Raw genomic sequence first — 17,881 nt, 5'->3', positions numbered from 1 at the left:
TGCAACTACAGCTTGAAGTTGCAAAGGCAGAGCGAAAACACGCCAGCAAAGAACAGCGCGAAGCAGAGAAGCAGCGTCAGTTCGACCTCAAGCAGCAGAAGCACAAGGAGAAACGCCGAGGGCATTAAGGCGGTTTTCAAAGTCCTACGGGCGATTGCGAGAATCGTTCTTAGGTTCTGAGGAAAGAGCATGGATGCTCGAGACGGGATTCGCTTTCCGCGTCTGCTGCTACCGGATCATGCAAAGCACGGCCCTTTCCAAGCATATTGTTGATAGGACAAAGATAGGACATGTCCTATCAACATTGGGACATGTCCTAATGTTGATATACAATATGTCCCAACGTGAGCCAAACCGAGGAGCGCCATGGCAGCCGAACGAGAGATACCAGACCATGAGAGTTTAACCGTTGAGTTCAAAAGCGAGCTCTCGCAGAGACCCGACGGCTCCACGAAGCCCAGGAAGCTGCCTGACGGCGAGCTTATCGACACTGTCGTCGCCCTGAGCAACACCGAAGGAGGGCTGCTCTACCTCGGCGTGGAAGACGACGGGACGCCCACCGGAATCCATGAGGAGCACAGCGACGTCACGCGACTCCCCGCCTTCATAGCGAACAAGACCGTCCCGCCCGTTCCGGCTCGCGTATCGACGCTCCTGCTTTCCCGCGACGGGTCCGCGAACGAGGAGGGCGTGCAGGTGACCCGCATCGAAGTCCCGAAATCCACGGCGATAGTCGCCGCGTCCGACGGGAAGATCATGAGGAGGAGGCTCAAGGCCGACGGCACGCCCGAGAGCGCGCCCCTCTACCCCTACGAGGTCATAACCAGGCTCTCCACTTTGGGGCAGCTCGACTACTCCGCATTCCCCGTGCCCGGCACGACCATGGACGACTTCGACCCCGCCGAGCTCAGGCGCCTCCGGGAAATATTGGAGGAAAATCGCAACAGCGACCCGACCCTCCTCGAGCTTCCGGACGAAGGAGTCTTGAGCGCGCTGCAGATGACCACCGTCGCGGACGGGAAGGTGACGCCCACCGTGACCGGAATCCTCATCGCCGGGAGGCGAGATTCCATCGCGCGGGCGGTCCCCACCGCCAAGGCCACCTTCCAGGTGCTCGAGGGGACCGAGGTGCGCGTGAACCAGGACTTCGACCAGCCGCTCCTCTACACTATAGAGAAAATCAGAGAGATGATCGAGCCGTGGAACCCCGAGCGCGAGTTCGAGGACGGCCTGTTCAGGCAATCTGTCCCCGAATTCGACCGACGCGCGTTCAGGGAGGCCCTCGTGAACGCGTTCGGGCACAGGGACTATGCGGCCCTCGGGCGCGTCAGGGTGCTCATCGACGACGAGGGGCTCACCATCGCGAACCCGGGAGGCTTCATCGAGGGGGTGACCGTCAACAACCTGCTCACAGCCGAGCCCCACGGCAGGAACGAATGCCTCATGCATGCCCTCAAGCGGATAGGGCTCGCCGAGAAGACCGGGCGAGGGGTCGACCGGATCTTCGAAGGTTCCCTTCATTACGGCAGGCCGCTTCCCGACTACTCCGGCTCGACGTCGGCGAACGTCAGGGTGTTCATCGCCCGCAGCGCACCAGACGAGCTGTTCATGAAGATGCTCCGGGAAGAACGGGAGAGAACCGGCAAGCCGCTGTCGCTCAGCTCGCTGCTCGCGCTCGATGCCCTCAAAATGCAGAGGAGGCTGACCGTGAGAGAGCTCGCCGCCCAGCTCCACATCACGAACGTCGTCGCGCGGACGACTCTGGAATCGCTGGTAGAAGCAGGCATGGTAGTGGCACGAGGCAACTCGCCAGCGAGGTCGTACACCCTCAGCAGCAGCGTCTACGCGAGGTCAGGTAAGGAAGCGGGGTTCGTCCGCCAGGCCGACATCGACAAGATACGTCATCCGGAGCTCGTCATGAAGCTGGCGATTCAGCAGGGCGGGTCCGTCGCGACGCGGGAGGTTGAAAGCCTGCTGCACTTGCACAGGAAACAAGCATACAGGCTGCTCGTGAAGCTCGTAAAGTCCGGAGACCTCAAGCTGGTCGGCAAGGGCGGGGCAGCTCGGTATGAGGTCACGGATGAAGGCTATAACGATTACAAATAGCGAGTCGCGTTCGCCGTCGACCAGCTGAGGACCATGCTCGCCGCGGCAAAGCGGAAGGAGGCCGGCAATGAGGGCGCTTAGGGCGGTTTTCAAAGTCCTACGGGCAATCGCGAGGATCGCCCCGCTTCTGAGGAAAGGGGGCGAAACGCAGAGGGCCGACACGGTCGCACATACTCATCATCTGGATATATTTTGGTATGCATCACCATCGAAAGGCAGCGCCCGTCGACGCTGCTCTAACCTACTCTTACCCGTAGGTCAGAGCATTTAGCTGGGACGGGGGTGTTCCATCGGGTCTTCGACCTGCGTTTTCTCAAATTTCTATGGTGAGATCAGGCGGTAGTTCTACAATCGACAGCATCTAGGGATAATTCAATGTCGTTTCAGTTTTGGTTGTACGGCGCCAGGTGTTGGAAATCTAAATGGGCTAAAGTTCAGGCGTTTGTCATTTCACTTTCGAAACTTTAAAATGTTCTAAGTTTTGAAAGTGAAATGACAGAAGGTCGTCGAATCGCGCAAAGAGGGGTTTCACAATCGCCTGTTCGTCGACGAGGTACAGCTCTGCACGGATTTCGAGAAGGCCATCAACAGCATCCATGCGCGAGGCGGGTGGGACATCTACCTCACCGGTTCCAACGCCTTCCTCCTCAGCTCCGACCTCGCCACGCTGTTCACGGGGCGCCATAGGGAGATCCATATCCTCCCGTTCAGCTTCAAGGAGTATAGGAAGTACTTCGGTGAGCAGGATGCCCTGGATGACGACCTTGACAACTATATTGCCCATGGAGGACTCGCCGGATCGTACGAGTATGCCGACGTGTCCGAGTCGTACGGCTATATCCGCGATGTCTACCGCACCATCCTCACGAGAGATTTGGTGCAGAAGTTCGGCCTTCCCGACACCCAGGTACTGGAGCGCCTCGCCGAGTACATGATGGACAACGCCGGAAACCTCAACTCACCCAACAACATTGCCAACGCCCTTGATGCAAACAAGGTGCCTACGAACCACGTCACGATCGGCAAGTACATGTCGCACCTGCGCGACGCGTTCGTCTTCTACGAGGTGCGGCGTTGTTAGCGCCGGGTGAGCTTAGCCGCCCAGAGTCGAATCAAAACAACCACTCATAGCCGGGTTTGAACGGCCATTGCGCCGCCGCCAACCTACACTGGTAATTGCCGATATGCCAGCGTTAGGAGGATTATGAGTGACATCAACGAACGCAATGACCTACAGGAGATTATAGACAAGGCCCTCGAAGAGATGAGGGAGGAAGCCGGCGGGGAGCTTGACATCTCCAAGCTCAACCTCGCCGAGTTCCAGAGGAAGACCGGCCTCACGCGTGGCAAGGCCCGCGCCCTGAAGGCGAAGGGCTTCAAGGTGGCTCCGCACGGCAGGACCGGCAAGAAGGCCGCCAAGACCGTGATGACCGGGCACGAGGACACGGCCAATGCGCTGCTCGCCAAGGGCGTGACGAACTCGTCGGTCATGCTCGACCGGCTGAGGGAGCGCGGTTACACCGGCGGCCTGACTAGGGTGAAGGACTACATCAAGTCCCACATGCACCTCGTCCCCGCCAAGCGCAAGACGGTCGCGACGCAGGCGAGCCGCGGCCAGCGCTTCCAAACCGGGCCCGGCGAGGCGTACCAGATGGACTGGGGCTTCATCAACATCGAGGACAAGGCCGGCGCCATGTGCCGGATCGCGTGCTTTGTGATGGTGTGCCACCGCTGCGGCACCTGCTACATCGAGTTCTTCCCGAACGCCCGCCAGGAGAACCTGTTCATCGGCATGCTGCACGCGTTCGTGGCCATGGGCGTGCCCGAGCACGTCCTCACCGACAACATGAGGAGCGTCGTCACCGGCCGCGGCATCGATGGAAAGCCCAACTGGCAGGTGGACTACGCCGCATTCATGGCGTGCATCGGGTTCAAGACGAGGCTGTGCAAGCCTTACCACCCCTGGACAAAGGGAAAGTGCGAACGGCTCGTGAAGTTCGTCAAGGGAAATTTCGCCGCAGGCAGGGACTTCTACAACGTCACCCAGCTCAACGCCGAGGCGCTTTCCTGGTGCGCGGCCCAGAGCGGGCGGTACCGCCGCGCGCTCGCATGCGTGCCGTCCGAGGAGCACGGGGGCAAATGCCTGCCCGCGGCGAGACGGGTCGAGCCCGACGACGAGGTCGCCAAGTACCTGTGCCCCCTGCGCAGGATCAGCTTCGACGGTTTCGTGAGCTATGAGGGACGCCGCTTCGGCGTGCCGTGCTGGTATCCCGGCCGCGACTGCCGGGTGAACCGCGACGGCGAGACGCTGCACATCTACAGCGAGGACCTCACCCGGGAGCTGGCCGTCCATCCCGTGACCTGGGCGCGGGCGGACAGCTTCTGCGCCGACCAGTACGCCGACGTCCAGCCCGTGGAGCTTCCCACGCAGCCCGTGACCACGACCATGTCGAGGCTGGAGCCGCCGTCGGCCAACCCCGCCTTCGACAAGTTCGACTTCGAGGGGAGGCTCTAGCATGGGCAAGCAGATCGTGATGAGCGACGCCGGCATCACCGATGACGGCTACAGCGCCATAAGCGCCGCGGCGGCGTCCTTCGGCGTGGACATCTCCGCCGCGGAGCTCGCCGAGATCGCCGTCCGCCACGACTTCGGCGACGGGGAGCTCGCGGCGATGCGCGAGGTGTTCGACTACCTGGCCAAGAAGCACCACGACTCGGTGATAGAGATGCTGCTCAAGCTGAGCAGGCTGCCGCGCAAGGTCCCCAAGACATTCGACGGGTTCGACTTCACGCGGATCCAGGGCCGCGACGCCGACGCGCTGGGCAAGCTGCCGTCGCTGTCGAACCTCCACGCGAGGAAGAACCTGGCGTTCATAGGCCCAGGCGGCATAGGGAAAACCCACTTGGCCCAAGCGTACGGCCACGAGTGCTGCATGCAGGGCTACAAGACATACTACCTCAAGGCGACCGAGCTGCGCGACAAGCTGCGCAGGGCGGCGGAATCGGACAGCCCGTCGAAGATCGTGTCCACGCTCTCCAAGCCGTCGTGCCTCATCGTCGACGAGGTCGGCAGGTGCGTCTTCGACAAGCCGTGCACGGACCTCTTCTTCGACATCGTCGACCGGCGATACGAGAAGGATTGCCCCAACACGCTCATTCTCACCAGCAACACGCCGGTGAACAACTGGGGCGAGTTCTTCACGGGCGACGACACGCTGCTGTGCGCGCTCGACCGCATATTCGACAAGGCCTCGGTCTTCGTGATGCGCGGCTCCAGCTTCCGCGGGCAGGAATGCGACACCTTCTCGGTGGAGGCCGTTCCCTCGGTGATGAAGGTGCAAGGGCGGTAACCGACAACAAGCGATAAACAAGGAATCAACGACCGTGCTGGCATATCGGTTGAATTCATCCGGCTGCGGTGGCGATTCTGAATCGACTGCTATTGGCTGTTCATTTCCGACTCTGGAGCGGTTGGATTAATCCGGCGCTAACAGCGTTACGACATCAAGGGCAGGAAATACCTGAGCACCCAAGCAAAGCACTACGTGTGCGACTCCGGAATGAGGTACGCGGTGCTCGGCACCCGCAACCTCGACTGGGGCCGCATGTACGAGAACGCCGTGTTCCTAGAGCTGATGCGCCGGGAATACGAGGTATACGTCGGCAAGCTTTACCGGAAGGAAATCGACTTCGTCGCAAAGAAGGGTTCAGACCTCTTGTACATCCAGGTCAGCGACGACATCAGCTCCCCATCGACCTTCGAAAGGGAGCTGGCACCCCTCCTCTCAATCAGGGATGCGTATCCCAAGGTCTTGATTGCACGCACCAAACACGGCGAGTACTCCCGCGAGGGCGTGCGCATCATCGACCTCGCGGGATGGCTTTCAGGTCAGCAGGATTTCTAAGATCTGTCCGATTGCGGATATTTAACTGCAAGCGGTATAGATTTTGCATCTGCAACGTGCTTGTCGGCGGCAACGGCACGGCTGGGAACTCTCCGTTTTCTACGAGACGGTATATCGTATGCTGGGATACTTGGAGGATCTCCGCGACATTCATTTCTGATCCTTCGAGCATCGTTTGCGGATAACGGCAATCGCCCTCCCGTCATTTCGGCGAGAAGGCGTCTGCCCGGGATTGTAGTTTTGCCTCGAAGGCCAAACCCCTGTAAAGCGGGTCACCTTTGCCGATCAGCACGTCCCACCACCCCGGCGTCTCGGTGTTGCGAATCCAATGCGATCTTATGAAAACTATATCCAGTACTGTAAATTGTTTCTTGACTTTCTTCCAGCACTGGAAATATATTATCTCCGGAACCGGTTCTGACAGTACTGGAATAAAACAGGAAGAAGGTTTATCATGGCAACGATTGACGAGGTAATGGGGTTCGTGAAGGCAGTTCGCGGAGACGCGCCGGAAGGCATGCCGGGCGCCGAGAGGTTCTCGCCAGATTACGACGACCCGATGCCGAAAGGCCGCACGAAGGGCAATTTCCCCGAGGGGTTCATTCCCGATTCTATCTGGACACGCGACGATCGGATGAGAGTGGGGTTCATCGAGAGCGTGCGCGGCAAGGCCCCCAAAGGCATGCCCGGAGCGGAACGCTTCTCCAGAGACTACGACGGCCCGGTGCCGGAGCGCTAGCCGCATGACGGCGGATTAGAAGAGCAGGAGCTGATAGCTATGGCAGAGATGACAGAGACCGAAGAGATGCTGTACGGAAAGGTCATGGAGTTGCAGTTCCTGCTCATGCCCGTGCGCCGGGGTGCGACCTCGCGAATGCGCCCCGAGCAGAACCCCACAGAAGGCCAGGGGCGCGTCATCGCCTTCCTCAAAATCAAGGACGGCGTGAGCACCAGGGACCTCGCCCGGGTCCTCGGCATCGGCATATCGGGCATCAACGACATCATCTCGAGGATGGAGAAGGCGGGCTTCGTCGAGCGGCGCAAGTCGCCTGAGGACGGGCGCGTGATGCTCGTCTGGCTCACGGACGCGGGCAGGGCCGTGAAGCAGGAGGCAGCCGAGCCTCCGGAGCTGTTCGCGGGTTTCTCCGAAGAGGAGCTGTCCCAGCTCGGAGACATGCTCGACCGCATGGTCGCCAACCTGGAGGACGAGCTCGGCGAGGGCGAGTCGTTCAATGTGCGGTGGGAGCAACGCGCCGAGGCCCTGCGCGACATCTTCGGAGAGGGATTCGACGACGGGCGGTTCGGCGCGGGCGCCCCCCGGGGCTTCGGCGACCCCCGGGGCTTCGGCGGCATGTCCGGCGGGTTCGCCCGCGGGGGCTTCCCCGGCTTCGGAGGCGAGTTCGCAGGACGCAGACGCAAGAAGAAGGACAGCGAGTAGCCGTTTAAGTACGCCGGGATGGCGGGGGGGTATGCAAACCATGGACGTGAACGAACGCATCGCGAAAAGCGCGGAGCCGATACGGATGGCGGTAGCCGACGAGGAAGAGCTGTACAATCCCCTCGACCCGCAGGGGACCACGCTCTCGGACGCGGCGGCGTCCTACCTCTCCCAGGGGCTCGACCTCGAGCTCTACACGGGCAAGCACGCGCAGCAGAGCGGACTGATGGCGCATGTCGAGCTGGAGTGCGATGCGCCGGTAGACGCCGAGCGTTTCCGCAGCGCGCTGCGCCGCCATTTCGATGGCAAGATACGGGAATGCGACCGCGAAGTCGCGGACAACCGCAAACAGGAGGCCGGACTACTCGTGTTCACGATCGTGCTCTACGTCGCGTCCATCCTCTGCGCCGCCCAGGACTGGAGCATCGCGTCTACGATACTGGCCGCCGTCGGCGGGTTCACCTCGTTCCAGCTTTGCGACTTCGCCCTCTTCAGGGACAGGAAGGCGGCGCTGGAGAAGCGCGCATGGGGCTATCTGAAGGGCATAGAGATCACGATGGCGACGAAAGGTTCTAGCTGACCACGCGCTTGTGTTGCGCCCCGTTGCCCGAACGAGGCGGGCACGCCTGGGTGCCTCACAGCCGTATAGAGACTCAAACCGTCACCTGGCTAGCGCAGCAGGTGCCACCCCCGTCCTCTTGGTGTTGCTCACGTACATGCAGTGGCCCCACTCGCCCAGGCGCTCCAGAGCTTCGTTGACGCCCGAACCCGCCTCGGTGAGCGAGTACTCCACGTGCGGCGGTATCTCGCCGAAGTCGCGGCGGGCCACGATGCCGTCGGCCTCGAGCTCCTGCAGGGTCTTTGAGAGCATCACGGCAGACACGTCGGCCACCTGGCGCTGCAGCTCGTTGAAGCGCAGCGACTCGTGCTGGGTGAGCACGTAGACGCACTTCAGCTTCCACTTGCCCGCCAGCAGGTCGAGCGCGTACTTGGTGGGGCAGTCCTCCATGGTTCCTCCGCATTCCTTGCACTAAGTTTAATTTCAGTACTTGTTCTGATTTATCGGTCAGCATTTAATAGCAATCGCAAGAGACAGGTCAAGCGCGGGTAAAGGAGAAACATATGGCAAGCGCAGAGAACATCCAGAAGGTAATCGACTACTTGGACACGACAAAAACTTTCTTCCTGGCCACCGAGGACGGCGACCAGCCGAAGGTCCGCCCGTTCGGGTTCAAGATGGTGGCAGACGGGCGCATCTACTTCGGCGCGGGCACGTTCAAGGACGTGTACAGGCAGCTGCGGACGAACCCCAAGGTCGAGATCTGCGCGACGGACGGCAAGGGATTCCTGCGCTACTACGGCACGGCGGTATTCGACGATCGCCCCGAGCTCTTCGAGCAGGCGTGCGCCGAGGCCCCCTACCTGCCCAAGATGTACAACGAGGAGACGGGCCGCGTGCTGGCTATGTTCTACCTCGCCGACGCCACCGCGGAGTTCCGCAGCCTCTTCGCTATAGAGGAGTCGCTCGATATGCGATAAGCCCCGGGACGCCAATGATCGGGGGCTGGCCCAGCGAAAGAAATCCTGGGAAAAGGAAGAGATAATGTCTGAGGCGACGAAGACGATGAAGGTGTACCTGGAGGCAGTGAGCGCGCTCGACATCGACAAGGTGGTGGGCATGTTCGCCCCCCTTGCCCTCCCTTCACATTCCTTGAATGGTGCAGAGGTGGGCGAACAGGCCGTCTTGGACGAGTAGATCGTGCGGCGTGCCCTGTTCGCGGACCGTGCCCCCGTCGAGGACCACAACATGGTCAGCTCCCAGAACCGTGCGCATCTTGTGCGCCACGACGAGCACCGTTTTACCCTGCGTCAGCCGGGCTATTGCCTCCTGCACGCGGGTCTCGCTCTCGGGGTCGAGCGACGCCGTCGCCTCGTCGAGCAAGACGATGGGAGCATCCTTGAGCAGCGCTCGGGCAATCGAGACGCGCTGACGCTGCCCGCCGGAGAGCAGAGCCCCGTTTTCCGCAATGTTCGTGTCGAGCCCTTAGGGCAGCTCGGCCGCAGAAGCCGCGCAGTGCGGCGATTTCGTGATTTCTCGTTTGCCATGAATCTTCCTTTCCTCAAGGCTTGTACTACCGATATGGCCATCAACGCTCCTGAGGTATTTGCTCGGCTGGTTGAGATTGCCAGTAAGGCGCTCGTTGGCCTTTGGATTGCTCGTATGCATCGGGTGCGAGCAGCTTGAGCGCGCGGAGGAACGTTTCCGCATCCAGGTCGTACGCCGCGCTGACGCGCCCTTGGTCCACTTCGATTGCCTGATCGCAGGCAGCTGCGACTAGCTCCGCATCGTGGGTTATCACCATGACGCAGTGACCCGCCCGATGGCGGACGGAAAGCGGCCGCGCGTCGAGGGAGATGCCGCCATAGGTCTCCGCCATCAGGCCGGCGATAACGCGGGCCAATGTCGATTTGCCCTGGCCGTTTTTGCCGAGCACCGCTATGACGTGGTCTCCTGCGGCCCTGAACGACGCGCCTTTCAGCACCTCGTGGTCTTTCGTGTACCCCGCGCGTAGGCCGTCGGCCTGAATGCGCAGCCATTCGGGCGCGCTTGACTCGCAGCTGCAACCCGCCGCCTGCGGTGCGAGTTGGGCAAGCGAACGAGCCCGCAGGCCCATCGACTCAATCTCCTGCGCGGAGAGCCGGGCGAATTCGCCGGCCGTGTTGTCGCCTACGATGACCCCGTTACCCATGACGAGCGCGCGGTCGGCCAGCTCAGAGAGCCAGTACAGGCGATGCTCCACCACCAGCAGGGTTTTCCCCTGCTCCTTCAGCCGTCGAAGCGGGAGCGAGAGAGCTGCTCGACGGCCTCGGAATCGACCCCCGGGCGCTCGCGGCATCTTATGGCCTTGCCGAGCGCTCGCTCGTCATCGCCGCAGGTGAGGAAATCGACCACGTCGCCGACGCCTTGGAGCTGAACCGCAAGCGGGGCCGCGCGTCCCTCGTGAAGCTGGGCGTCCTCGAGATACTCGCGCAGCTGCAAAGCCGCCCCGCGCCGAAGCGCGTCCTCACCCGACCCGAGGTCTCGCTGGAATCGATGCGGCTCGTGCGGGATGCGCGCAACTTCGCGGTCCAGAATTACGGCGAGCACTATGCCATCTCCGAAATCGCGCGTCGCTTCGGCATGAGCACGACGGTCTTCAAGACGACGTTTCGCTATGTGTACGGCGATTCGTACGCCCATTACATGCGCGGCATCCGCATGGGGCGTGCCGAGGCCGCGCTTTCCGAGGGCTCATCCGTGGCCGATGCGGCGAGGGAAGTCGGCTATCGGAGCGCCAGCAAGTTTTCCGCAGCCTTCCAGAAGCACTACGGCGAGACGCCTTCCGCATACCGCAACAACCACCTGCAAAAGTTGCCCATATGCCGATTTCCATCTGAAATCGATACAAGTTAGGCTAAGCTTACATTCCGATAATATTAGCCGCTCCTTACTGACCGGGACGGCCGGCCGTAGGGGATGGCGGAGAGGCGGTCAGGCGCACGGCTGGCTCAGACAAACGGGGATGCTCGCTGATGGCGCGCACGCGGCTGGGCGCAACGACTAGCGAGCAGGCGGTAATCGATACGATCCGCCCATAAGGGTGCTACGAAGAGCGACATCGCAAAGGAGCGCTATGGCAAAAAAACAGCGCCTATACGAAGGGCACGAGCTCGTGGCGGCGAGCCGCTGGCAGGAGCACCTGCCCACAATCCCCGAGGCCGACCGGGACAGGATTGTCGCGCGCGTGGACGAGCTCGTGGCTGATAACCGGGAATACTGCGACGAAGGCAACTACAACCACCTCGCAAACATCTTCACCGCTCTGGCGCTCTACGAGATAGAGCGCGAGCGGGGACTTTCCGAGGACGAGGCCGTCGAGGCCGTCGGCAGGCCCATGTGGGATTTCGTGGAGAAGCACACCGCGGGCATGTACCGAAAACTCCTCAGCAAGCCCGGCATGCTGAAGCTCGCAGACCGCATAGTGCCGGCTGGGTTCGAGAAGGGCAGCGGACAGGGCTGGGAGTACGTGTGGCACCACGACAAATCGACCGCCAAGCGCCTGCAGTTCGAGTGCACGAGCTGCATCTACGCCCAGATATACGGCAAGTACGGCGTACGCAGGCTGGGCACCATCTTCTGCCACGCCGACGACGTCAACTACGGCTCGATCCCCGGCGTCACCTTCACGCGCGAGCACACCCTGTGCAAGGACGGGCAGCCCTGCGACTTCCTGTTCACCAAGTAGGCCGCATGCGGACTCGGGGAGGACCGAACGAGGACATGGCCGTTGCACCGCGAAGGAGACCGAGATGGTAACGCTCACCGAGCAAGTAGACATACCCGCCCCGTACGAGAGGATCCAGGCGTGGATCGACAACTTCGAGGCGGAGTTCGTCAGATGGAGCCCCTACCACCTGGAGTGCAACATGTATGACGGTGGCTACGAGATGGGCGACAGGATCCGCTTCTACGAGATCGTCATGGGGCTTGACTACGACGTGACGGGCGAGATTGTCGAGAGCGAGCACGACGCGGACCACTTCAGGATCGTCTTCCAAAGCGACAAGAAGACAGCCTTCATCACCTTCGAAGCGCACCGTACGCCGGAGGGCATCCACTTCTCCCACACGGAGTCCTTCGGCATGACGACGCCGTGGTTGGGCCCATCGTGAACTTCCTCATCTTCAAGGTCTTCTACCGCAAGAAGGCCGACTGGGGACTCATCCGCGACGACATGGTCTTGGATAACGGGTATCTGCGGAACATCCTGACGCAGGGGAAATACCCGGAGCGTATTCCGGTGGAGGAACTTCGGAAAACCGCGGTTAAGTCATGAGCGCAATCGGAATCGATGGGAATCTGGACAGGGCGCGGATTAGGCTGCTCCTGGTCGTCGGCCTGATCGGCTCGGTTCTCACCGGCGCCGGCGATTTCCTGCTCGGCTTCGGCGACGAGCTGCCCAGCGCGAACCTCGCCGAGGACCTCATGGCCAGCGTGCCGAACCTGGCCGACTGGCAGCTGGTCTGCGGAGGCTTCTTCGGCGTGGTCGGCATCTTCATGGAGGGGATCGCCTTCTTCGCCGTGTACCGGCTCATGGCCGACTCGGCGCCGCGCATGGCGCGCGTCTTCCGGGCGGGCATATTCGGCTACATCTGGCTCGCGCCGGTGGGCTGCCACCTGAACATCGGCGTTATGAACTTCGCCTACAAGTACCTGCTCCAAGCCGACCCTTCGGTGGCGTCGCAGGTTGCGGAGCCGATGATCTGGTGGTTTTGCGCCCCCGTCTACGCGCTGCTGTGCCTCTTCTGGATCCCGATGATCGTCGTGCAGTGGCGTGCGTTCGCGAAGGGGTTCACGCCCTACCCGGCTTACGCGAAATGGTTCAATCTCATCGTCGGGGCGGTGCCCTGCCTCGTGGTCTCCGCCCTCGTCGGCTTCGACTCCGCGCTCGGGGCGGGCATCGGCACCATGTTCCTCAGCTGGGGCAACGCGCTCATGTTCGGCGGGCTGCTGGCCACGCTGCCCTCCGAGGCCCGCTTCGTCGAGTTCAAGGCTCAGATACCGTCAAGCCGGACGGGGCCTGCTATGAGATTCCCCGGAGAGGCAATCTGATGATCGCGCGCAAATCCACGGAACATCCTCCTGGCGGATATAGACGGGACCCTCTCTGGCCGAGGATTCAGGAATATCTGCCGGAATGCGTCCGGCTGGAATGCGACAACCTGCCGACAGAGGAGTTCGTCCGCGTCGGCGAATTCCTGATTCATATGGATATCTACCGGGCACAAACACCGTGCAAGCAAGCCTCGTCACCGGAAGGGCAAGCTCAGGCACCGCGCGGGCGAATCTTTCTGCTGCACGGAGTCGGCGGAAACGGGAGGCTGCTCTCGTTTCTAGCCGTGCCTTTTTTCAGGGCCGGCTATGAGGTGATCTGTCCCGACATGCCGCTCTACGGCTATACAGAGTACAGCGCGGTTCCGACCTATGACAGCTGGATTGTCTGCATCGCGGCGGTTATCGACCGCTACGGGGCCGATGACGTCCCGACGTTCCTGTTCGGGCTGTCCGCAGGGGGCATGCTGGCATACGAGACGGGCTGCCGCTGCAGCGGGGTCGCGGGGGTCTTGGCGTCTTGCCTGCTGGACCTGGGCGACCCGACTATATCGTGCGAAGTCGCCAGTTCTCCGGGGTTCGTAAAGCTCTCTCTAAAGCGCGAGACGTTTTTGCGCAGGCTTGCGGGCAACATCCGCATCCCGATGAGGTGGGTCTGCAACATGAAGGCGATAGCCAACGATGCGAGCCTTGCGGAGCTGCTGATGGCAGACCCTAAGTCGGCAGGAGCAAAAGTGCCGGTCTCCTTTGCGCTATCGCTTCTCGACCACCACGCCCAGATTGAACCGGAAGACTTTACCGGATGCCCCGTGCTGCTCGTGCACCCCGGCGATGACCGCTGGACTGATCTGCGGCTGAGCAGGAATTTCTATGACCGGCTTGCATGCGCAAAGGAACTCGTCGTTCTAGACGGCGGCGGACACTTCCCCGTGGAGCAGACCGCTCTAGGGCAGATGATCGATGCAAGCCTGAAGTTCATGGAGGAGCATTCGCGATGTCAGAAGGAATGATCGGGACAGCCTCGAAGTTGGGAAACATCCGATAAAGACGACGGAAAGCGGCCTGATGCTGAACTGACGTCGCGGAAAGGTTAGGAAAAGCGATGGAGCTCACATTCGCTTTGCTGGGATTGCTGCTGGTGCTGGTCGTGATCTTCTTTGCGGTCAGCTGCGCCTTCCTGCTGAAATTCTTCATCAAGTCGGCGCCAAAAGACGTGCAGGAACGCATGAAGGGCAGGCTAGACCAGCCGGCATGGAAGACGGCTTTGGGCGTCGTGCTTATTCTTGCTGTTTCAGCCGGCGTCATAGCCATATTCATCTACGCTGGAAACGATGCCATGTCGCGGGGATGGGGGTTCTGGCAGATCTTCGTCAGGTACCTGATTCTGTTTGAAGGCTACAAGATCTTTGATATGGTCGTTTTCGACTACATTCTGCTGACCAGGCTGAACATCTTCCAGCACTTCTATCCCGAAGTCATCGGCTGCGAGAGCATGGAACACTACGGCTTCAACCTCAAGAGCCAGCTCGTGAAGATCGTCGTGTTCGCGATCGTCAGCGCCGTTGTAGCGTTCGTGCTGGTGCAAGTAAGATAAGGGGACTCGCATGAATTACGGCATGAAGCTCAAGGCGATGGGCCGCCCCGATCTCACCCCCTGTCTCTGCCGCCTGGGTTACCCCCATGGCGCAGATGATGGGCCTGCGCCTCGCGCGCACGATGACCATCGGCGGCGGGAACGAGGTGTGCGACTTCCGCTGCAGCGCCGGGACCGCCAAGGGGAGGTGATGACATGGACTGGGGGATCTTCGCGATAGAAGCAATCGTGGCGTGCGCGCTGTTCACGCTGTTCTGGGTCGTGATGGCGCACGTCGGCGAACCCGTCAACTACATCCACAACTATCCCGAGCCCATCGTTGACCGCGCGGTCGAGCTGGGGCTCGTGAAGGACGAGCGCGATATGCCACGCTCGAAGGCTGTCATCATCCGGAAGAGCCTTGCCGCGCTGATCATCGCCCTCGCGTTCGCGGTGCTGCTGCACTTCGCGAATGGAGCGCACACGTTCTGGGAGGGCGCGATTGCGAGCTACCTGCTCTGGCTCGTCGTCGACTGGTACGACGCGTTCGTACTCGACATCTGCTGGTTCTGCCACAGCTCGCGCTGGGTCATACCCGGCACCGAGGACCTCGCAGACGCCTACCACGACTACCTCTTCCACATCCGAGGCAGCGCCAAGGGCATGCTCTTGGGCATCCCCGTCGCGATTGTCGTCGGCGCCATCGTGGCGCTGCTGGGGTGAAATGTTCAAGGGCGCACCAGCCTGTCGAAGGCGTACGGCCTCATCGAGCGGTTCTCCGAGGACATCGACCTGATACTCGATTGGCGGCTCATCGGCTATCGCGTCGACGAGCCCTGGGAGGGGCGCATCAACGGCGGCGCCTAGTCTCCCGCCTCCCCGCCCGCGGCAGGGCAGGATCGCGAATCCACGCGGCATCCACGGCAGTTCACACCTGCCATTCATGATCGAGGGCGGCTGCTGTTTGTGGCTCGCCGGGGAGAACGATTGACCAATTGCCTATGCCAATGGGATCGACAGGACGGCGCGAGCCCCCAGGACTTCCCCCGCGCCGTCCGTGTGGTTGGAGAGCACGAGGGCACCGCCGTGGGCCTCGGCGATGTCCGCGGCGATCGCGAGCCCGAGCCCGAAGTGGGCGCCTCCCGCGCCGGAGCCGCGCGACGCGTCCCCGCGGAAGAATCGTTCGGCCCCGCGCTCGATGGCCTCGGGCGAGAAGCCGGGCCCATCGTCCTCGACGGCGATGGAGACGATCCTCGCAGAGGCGTCGCAGGAGAGCGCGAGCGTCACGGGACCCGTGCGCGCATGGTCGCAGGCGTTCCCCACCAGGTTGAGCACGGCGCGCCCGAGGGCGTCCGCGTCCCATCGGGGCGCAGGTGCCTCACCTGCCGCAACCGTGTCGCACAGCTCCTGGAACGTCGGCTCCCGCGAGGCCTCAAGCGCTAAACTCCGTGCCACGATGAACTTCTCCGTCGCATCCTCCAACCCGTCGGCGAACGAGGCCGGGTCAACCGGCTCGCGACGGAGGGCGTCCGCCTGCCCGCGGGACGCCTCCACGATCCTCCCCACGAAGGCGTCCATGGAAAGCGCCGCATCGCGGACGGCCCGCGCGCATGCCGCCTGCTCCTCCCCGATTCTCCCCGCCTCGGCGTCCTCGGCAAGAAGCTCGGCGTTGCCGAGCGCGACCGTGAGCGGCGTCTTGAGGTCGTGGGCGAGCGCTGCCACCTGTTCGCGGCTCTTTCGCTCGGCCTCCCGCTGGGCCTCGATCGACCCCTTCAGCGAGGTGCGCATCCCCTCCATGGCGCGCAGCACATCGTCGATCTCGGCCACGTCGCTGCCCCCCACGGGCGCGTCCAGGTCCTGCCTGCCGACGGCCTCCGCCGCCCGCACCAGGGGGTCCATCTTACGCGCGAGCGTGCGGGCGGCTCGCAGGGCGATGAGGGCAACCACAAGGACCAGGGAGAGCAGCGCGGTCCAAACCGCCAGGTCCTGGGGGTTGGGCAGGGCGTCGCGCGCGCCCTTGTCAGCCCACTGGGGCACGATGTCGTAGCAGAGCACGCAGCGCCCGCCGTCCGCCAGCCCCACGGCAGCGTAGAAGGATGACGGGGCGACCTCCGCAGTGCGGGGGTCCTCGCCATCGAATACGGCCCCAATGCGCCAGACGGTATCGAGCTGAGCGCTGGACATGTCAGTAGACAGGAGTGCGCCGCCCGCCTCGAAGCGGGCATAGCGGTAGGCCGAGGGGATGACATCGGCATCGAAGGAGGCCTGGCCGGAGAGGATGACCTTGACCTCGTCCAAGTGGGCCTCGCCGTAGTTTGCCGCCAGGATGGTGCCCGAGACCATCTGCCAGGAGAAGGCACCTGCCGGAATACCCACGGCGAGAAGCGCGCCGACGAGCACGTAGAGGAAGTAGCGGGAAACCACCAGGGCCAAGGGGATCCGGATGCGACGGCGCACAGCCCCTATGCCCTCCATCTGTACCCCGTCCCGCGCGCCATTTCGATGGGGTCGGCCCCTGCGCGGCGGAGCTTGGCGCGCGCGTTGCTCACGTGCATCGACAGCGCGTCATCCCCCGCGTCCGAGGCCCAGCCGAACGCCCCGTCGCGGATCTGGGCTCGAGAGAGGGCCTGGCCGCAATGCCGGGCGAGGAACTCGCAGACGGCGTACTCGGTGGGCGTGAGGGGCACGGCCTCGCCCGCCACGGAGAGCTCGCGCGCTCCAAGGTCGAAACGCACGTCGCCGAGCGCGAGGACGTGCGTGCGCGCCCGGCCCTCGCGGCGCAGGTGCGCGGCCACCTTCGCGCGCAGCTCTGCCACCCCGAACGGCTTGCGGACGTAGTCGTCGGCCCCCAGCGCCAAGCCATGCACAGCATCTTCCTCGGCCACCTTGGCGGTGAGGAAGAGGATGGGGGCGTCCACGAGGCCCCGGATACGGCCCACCAGCTCGAAGCCGTCCATCCCGGGCATCATCACATCGCACAGGATGAGGTCGTAGCGCGAGAGGTCGAGGCCCGGCACGGATGCGGGGTCGTTCACGGCGTCGACAGAGTACCCGTCGCGTGCGAGGGCGCGGGAGAGCAGGTCGGTGATCTGCCTCTCGTCGTCTATCGCGAGGATCCGCGCCATGGAACCCCACCATCCTTTCCCTCCGGTCCCTGCGGGACCGCATCTCCGTTGCCGCCATGATAGACCAGGGGCGCGCTCGCG

26 protein-coding genes and 2 pseudogenes are annotated in these 17,881 nt (G+C 62.6%); 21 read left to right on the top strand and 7 right to left on the bottom strand.

All coding sequences use genetic code 11. The features are described 5' to 3' along the window. From NOV21_RS04010 to NOV21_RS03980, 7 genes and pseudogenes are all read left to right on the top strand, one after another. Nucleotides 1–128 (top strand): DUF2992 family protein (locus NOV21_RS04010; RefSeq protein WP_283171765.1); only part of this gene is annotated, 128 nt, incomplete at its 5' end. A gap of 238 nt (nt 129–366) precedes the next feature. Next, a complete protein-coding gene (locus NOV21_RS04005) occupies nt 367–2,106 on the top strand; it encodes an RNA-binding domain-containing protein (protein WP_283171538.1) in 1,740 nt (579 codons plus the stop codon). A gap of 538 nt (nt 2,107–2,644) precedes the next feature. After that, a pseudogene (locus NOV21_RS11330) lies at nt 2,645–2,770 on the top strand (AAA family ATPase); the annotation flags it as partial. A gap of 153 nt (nt 2,771–2,923) precedes the next feature. Then, complete coding sequence (locus NOV21_RS03995) at nt 2,924–3,187, top strand: hypothetical protein (RefSeq protein ID WP_283171536.1); 264 nt, start codon at nt 2,924–2,926, stop codon at nt 3,185–3,187. Nucleotides 3,188–3,310: 123 nt separating this feature from the next. Beyond that, nucleotides 3,311–4,621, top strand: a complete 1,311-nt coding sequence (gene istA, locus NOV21_RS03990; RefSeq protein WP_283171535.1) for an IS21 family transposase — start codon at nt 3,311–3,313, stop codon at nt 4,619–4,621. Between the two features lies 1 nt (nt 4,622). Then, nucleotides 4,623–5,456, top strand: coding sequence for an ATP-binding protein (locus tag NOV21_RS03985; RefSeq protein ID WP_283171534.1), 834 nt, complete (start codon nt 4,623–4,625; stop codon nt 5,454–5,456). 195 nt (nt 5,457–5,651) lie between these two features. Further along, a complete protein-coding gene (locus NOV21_RS03980; RefSeq protein WP_487277367.1) occupies nt 5,652–6,011 on the top strand; it encodes a hypothetical protein in 360 nt (119 codons plus the stop codon). Here NOV21_RS03980 and NOV21_RS11325 read toward each other — a convergent pair. Further along, a complete protein-coding gene (locus NOV21_RS11325) occupies nt 5,968–6,165 on the bottom strand; it encodes a helix-turn-helix domain-containing protein (RefSeq protein WP_428978405.1) in 198 nt (65 codons plus the stop codon). The genes NOV21_RS03980 and NOV21_RS11325 overlap by 44 nt on opposite strands. A 300-nt stretch (nt 6,166–6,465) precedes the next feature. Here NOV21_RS11325 and NOV21_RS03975 point away from each other — a divergent pair, with 300 nt between their 5' ends. Genes NOV21_RS03975 through NOV21_RS03965 form a run of 3 tightly spaced genes read left to right on the top strand, consistent with a single transcriptional unit; the run spans nt 6,466 to nt 8,029 of the window. Continuing rightward, nucleotides 6,466–6,750, top strand: a complete 285-nt coding sequence (locus NOV21_RS03975) for a hypothetical protein (protein ID WP_283171533.1) — start codon at nt 6,466–6,468, stop codon at nt 6,748–6,750. Nucleotides 6,751–6,789: 39 nt separating this feature from the next. Further along, on the top strand, nt 6,790–7,449 hold the full coding sequence (locus tag NOV21_RS03970; RefSeq protein WP_283171532.1) for a MarR family winged helix-turn-helix transcriptional regulator: 660 nt from the start codon (nt 6,790–6,792) through the stop codon (nt 7,447–7,449). Nucleotides 7,450–7,480: 31 nt separating this feature from the next. After that, nucleotides 7,481–8,029: a hypothetical protein gene (locus NOV21_RS03965; protein WP_283171531.1), complete on the top strand. Its 549-nt coding sequence runs from the start codon at nt 7,481–7,483 to the stop codon at nt 8,027–8,029. An 81-nt stretch (nt 8,030–8,110) separates the two neighbouring features. On the opposite strand, the gene NOV21_RS03960 is transcribed toward NOV21_RS03965, so the two are convergent. Continuing rightward, nucleotides 8,111–8,458 carry a winged helix-turn-helix transcriptional regulator gene (locus NOV21_RS03960; protein ID WP_283171530.1) on the bottom strand — a complete coding sequence of 116 codons (348 nt, stop codon included), beginning with the start codon at nt 8,456–8,458 and terminating at the stop codon, nt 8,111–8,113. Nucleotides 8,459–8,571: 113 nt separating this feature from the next. On the opposite strand from NOV21_RS03960, the gene NOV21_RS03955 reads away from it, so the two are divergent. Both NOV21_RS03955 and NOV21_RS03950 read left to right on the top strand, forming a co-directional pair. After that, nucleotides 8,572–8,988, top strand: a complete 417-nt coding sequence (locus tag NOV21_RS03955) for a pyridoxamine 5'-phosphate oxidase family protein (protein WP_283171529.1) — start codon at nt 8,572–8,574, stop codon at nt 8,986–8,988. Between the two features lie 64 nt (nt 8,989–9,052). Next, the gene (locus tag NOV21_RS03950; RefSeq protein ID WP_283171528.1) at nt 9,053–9,205 is read left to right on the top strand and encodes a hypothetical protein; all 153 of its coding nucleotides are present in this window, start codon (nt 9,053–9,055) and stop codon (nt 9,203–9,205) included. Here the strand turns inward: NOV21_RS03950 and NOV21_RS03945 are convergent. The 3 genes from NOV21_RS03945 to NOV21_RS03935 all read right to left on the bottom strand — a co-directional run bounded on the left by NOV21_RS03945 (nt 9,152) and on the right by NOV21_RS03935 (nt 10,402). Then, on the bottom strand, nt 9,152–9,478 hold the full coding sequence (locus tag NOV21_RS03945; protein WP_428978406.1) for an ATP-binding cassette domain-containing protein: 327 nt from the start codon (nt 9,476–9,478) through the stop codon (nt 9,152–9,154). The two genes, NOV21_RS03950 and NOV21_RS03945, sit on opposite strands and share 54 nt — an antisense overlap. 118 nt (nt 9,479–9,596) lie before the next feature. Further along, on the bottom strand, nt 9,597–10,253 hold the full coding sequence (locus tag NOV21_RS03940; RefSeq protein ID WP_283171527.1) for an ATP-binding cassette domain-containing protein: 657 nt from the start codon (nt 10,251–10,253) through the stop codon (nt 9,597–9,599). Between the two features lie 23 nt (nt 10,254–10,276). Next, nucleotides 10,277–10,402: a hypothetical protein gene (locus tag NOV21_RS03935; protein WP_283171526.1), complete on the bottom strand. Its 126-nt coding sequence runs from the start codon at nt 10,400–10,402 to the stop codon at nt 10,277–10,279. A 12-nt stretch (nt 10,403–10,414) separates the two neighbouring features. Here NOV21_RS03935 and NOV21_RS03930 point away from each other — a divergent pair, with 12 nt between their 5' ends. From NOV21_RS03930 to NOV21_RS03890, 9 genes and pseudogenes are all read left to right on the top strand, one after another. Beyond that, nucleotides 10,415–10,903: a helix-turn-helix transcriptional regulator gene (locus NOV21_RS03930; RefSeq protein ID WP_283171525.1), complete on the top strand. Its 489-nt coding sequence runs from the start codon at nt 10,415–10,417 to the stop codon at nt 10,901–10,903. Between the two features lie 220 nt (nt 10,904–11,123). Further along, complete coding sequence (locus NOV21_RS03925) at nt 11,124–11,735, top strand: L-2-amino-thiazoline-4-carboxylic acid hydrolase (protein WP_283171524.1); 612 nt, start codon at nt 11,124–11,126, stop codon at nt 11,733–11,735. A gap of 64 nt (nt 11,736–11,799) precedes the next feature. Next, the gene (locus NOV21_RS03920) at nt 11,800–12,162 is read left to right on the top strand and encodes an SRPBCC family protein (protein ID WP_283171523.1); all 363 of its coding nucleotides are present in this window, start codon (nt 11,800–11,802) and stop codon (nt 12,160–12,162) included. Continuing rightward, nucleotides 12,144–12,326, top strand: a complete 183-nt coding sequence (locus NOV21_RS03915; RefSeq protein WP_283171522.1) for a hypothetical protein — start codon at nt 12,144–12,146, stop codon at nt 12,324–12,326. Before NOV21_RS03920 ends, NOV21_RS03915 begins: the two co-directional genes overlap by 19 nt. Further along, nucleotides 12,323–13,102, top strand: a complete 780-nt coding sequence (locus NOV21_RS03910) for a DUF6796 family protein (protein WP_283171521.1) — start codon at nt 12,323–12,325, stop codon at nt 13,100–13,102. Before NOV21_RS03915 ends, NOV21_RS03910 begins: the two co-directional genes overlap by 4 nt. After that, complete coding sequence (locus NOV21_RS03905) at nt 13,102–14,112, top strand: alpha/beta hydrolase (protein ID WP_283171520.1); 1,011 nt, start codon at nt 13,102–13,104, stop codon at nt 14,110–14,112. The genes NOV21_RS03910 and NOV21_RS03905 overlap by 1 nt, the downstream gene beginning before the upstream one ends. A 92-nt stretch (nt 14,113–14,204) precedes the next feature. Further along, entirely contained in the window at nt 14,205–14,696 is a 492-nt protein-coding gene (locus NOV21_RS03900) for a hypothetical protein (RefSeq protein WP_283171519.1), read from the top strand. A 195-nt stretch (nt 14,697–14,891) separates the two neighbouring features. Then, nucleotides 14,892–15,398 (top strand): hypothetical protein, encoded by a 507-nt coding sequence (locus NOV21_RS03895; RefSeq protein ID WP_283171518.1) that lies wholly within the window; start codon nt 14,892–14,894, stop codon nt 15,396–15,398. Nucleotides 15,399–15,416: 18 nt separating this feature from the next. Continuing rightward, nucleotides 15,417–15,542: pseudogene (locus NOV21_RS03890) on the top strand (nucleotidyl transferase AbiEii/AbiGii toxin family protein); the annotation flags it as partial. A gap of 132 nt (nt 15,543–15,674) precedes the next feature. Here NOV21_RS03890 and NOV21_RS03885 read toward each other — a convergent pair. After that, a complete protein-coding gene (locus tag NOV21_RS03885; RefSeq protein ID WP_283171517.1) occupies nt 15,675–17,150 on the bottom strand; it encodes a sensor histidine kinase in 1,476 nt (491 codons plus the stop codon). Next, complete coding sequence (locus NOV21_RS03880) at nt 17,138–17,800, bottom strand: response regulator transcription factor (RefSeq protein WP_283171516.1); 663 nt, start codon at nt 17,798–17,800, stop codon at nt 17,138–17,140. Before NOV21_RS03880 ends, NOV21_RS03885 begins: the two co-directional genes overlap by 13 nt. Between the last annotated feature and the right edge of the window lie 81 nt (nt 17,801–17,881).

The sequence above is a fragment of the Curtanaerobium respiraculi genome (genome assembly GCF_024609215.1).
In the GTDB taxonomy this organism is placed as follows: domain Bacteria; phylum Actinomycetota; class Coriobacteriia; order Coriobacteriales; family Eggerthellaceae; genus Curtanaerobium; species Curtanaerobium respiraculi.
This window is presented reverse-complemented; position numbering and strand designations above follow the sequence as displayed.

Bases quoted from the DNA above. Each gene is read 5' to 3' on its own strand.
- NOV21_RS04005 (WP_283171538.1), top strand. From the start codon at position 367: ATGGCAGCCGAACGAGAGATACCAGACCATGAGAGTTTAACCGTTGAG.
- istA (WP_283171535.1), top strand. From the start codon at position 3,311: ATGAGTGACATCAACGAACGCAATGACCTACAGGAGATTATAGACAAG.
- NOV21_RS03985 (WP_283171534.1), top strand. From the start codon at position 4,623: ATGGGCAAGCAGATCGTGATGAGCGACGCCGGCATCACCGATGACGGC.
- NOV21_RS11325 (WP_428978405.1), bottom strand. From the start codon at position 6,165: ATGAATGTCGCGGAGATCCTCCAAGTATCCCAGCATACGATATACCGT.
- NOV21_RS03975 (WP_283171533.1), top strand. From the start codon at position 6,466: ATGGCAACGATTGACGAGGTAATGGGGTTCGTGAAGGCAGTTCGCGGA.
- NOV21_RS03970 (WP_283171532.1), top strand. From the start codon at position 6,790: ATGGCAGAGATGACAGAGACCGAAGAGATGCTGTACGGAAAGGTCATG.
- NOV21_RS03965 (WP_283171531.1), top strand. From the start codon at position 7,481: ATGCAAACCATGGACGTGAACGAACGCATCGCGAAAAGCGCGGAGCCG.
- NOV21_RS03960 (WP_283171530.1), bottom strand. From the start codon at position 8,458: ATGGAGGACTGCCCCACCAAGTACGCGCTCGACCTGCTGGCGGGCAAG.
- NOV21_RS03955 (WP_283171529.1), top strand. From the start codon at position 8,572: ATGGCAAGCGCAGAGAACATCCAGAAGGTAATCGACTACTTGGACACG.
- NOV21_RS03950 (WP_283171528.1), top strand. From the start codon at position 9,053: ATGTCTGAGGCGACGAAGACGATGAAGGTGTACCTGGAGGCAGTGAGC.
- NOV21_RS03925 (WP_283171524.1), top strand. From the start codon at position 11,124: ATGGCAAAAAAACAGCGCCTATACGAAGGGCACGAGCTCGTGGCGGCG.
- NOV21_RS03920 (WP_283171523.1), top strand. From the start codon at position 11,800: ATGGTAACGCTCACCGAGCAAGTAGACATACCCGCCCCGTACGAGAGG.
- NOV21_RS03910 (WP_283171521.1), top strand. From the start codon at position 12,323: ATGAGCGCAATCGGAATCGATGGGAATCTGGACAGGGCGCGGATTAGG.
- NOV21_RS03905 (WP_283171520.1), top strand. From the start codon at position 13,102: ATGATCGCGCGCAAATCCACGGAACATCCTCCTGGCGGATATAGACGG.
- NOV21_RS03900 (WP_283171519.1), top strand. From the start codon at position 14,205: ATGGAGCTCACATTCGCTTTGCTGGGATTGCTGCTGGTGCTGGTCGTG.
- NOV21_RS03895 (WP_283171518.1), top strand. From the start codon at position 14,892: ATGGACTGGGGGATCTTCGCGATAGAAGCAATCGTGGCGTGCGCGCTG.
- NOV21_RS03885 (WP_283171517.1), bottom strand. From the start codon at position 17,150: ATGGAGGGCATAGGGGCTGTGCGCCGTCGCATCCGGATCCCCTTGGCC.
- NOV21_RS03880 (WP_283171516.1), bottom strand. From the start codon at position 17,800: ATGGCGCGGATCCTCGCGATAGACGACGAGAGGCAGATCACCGACCTG.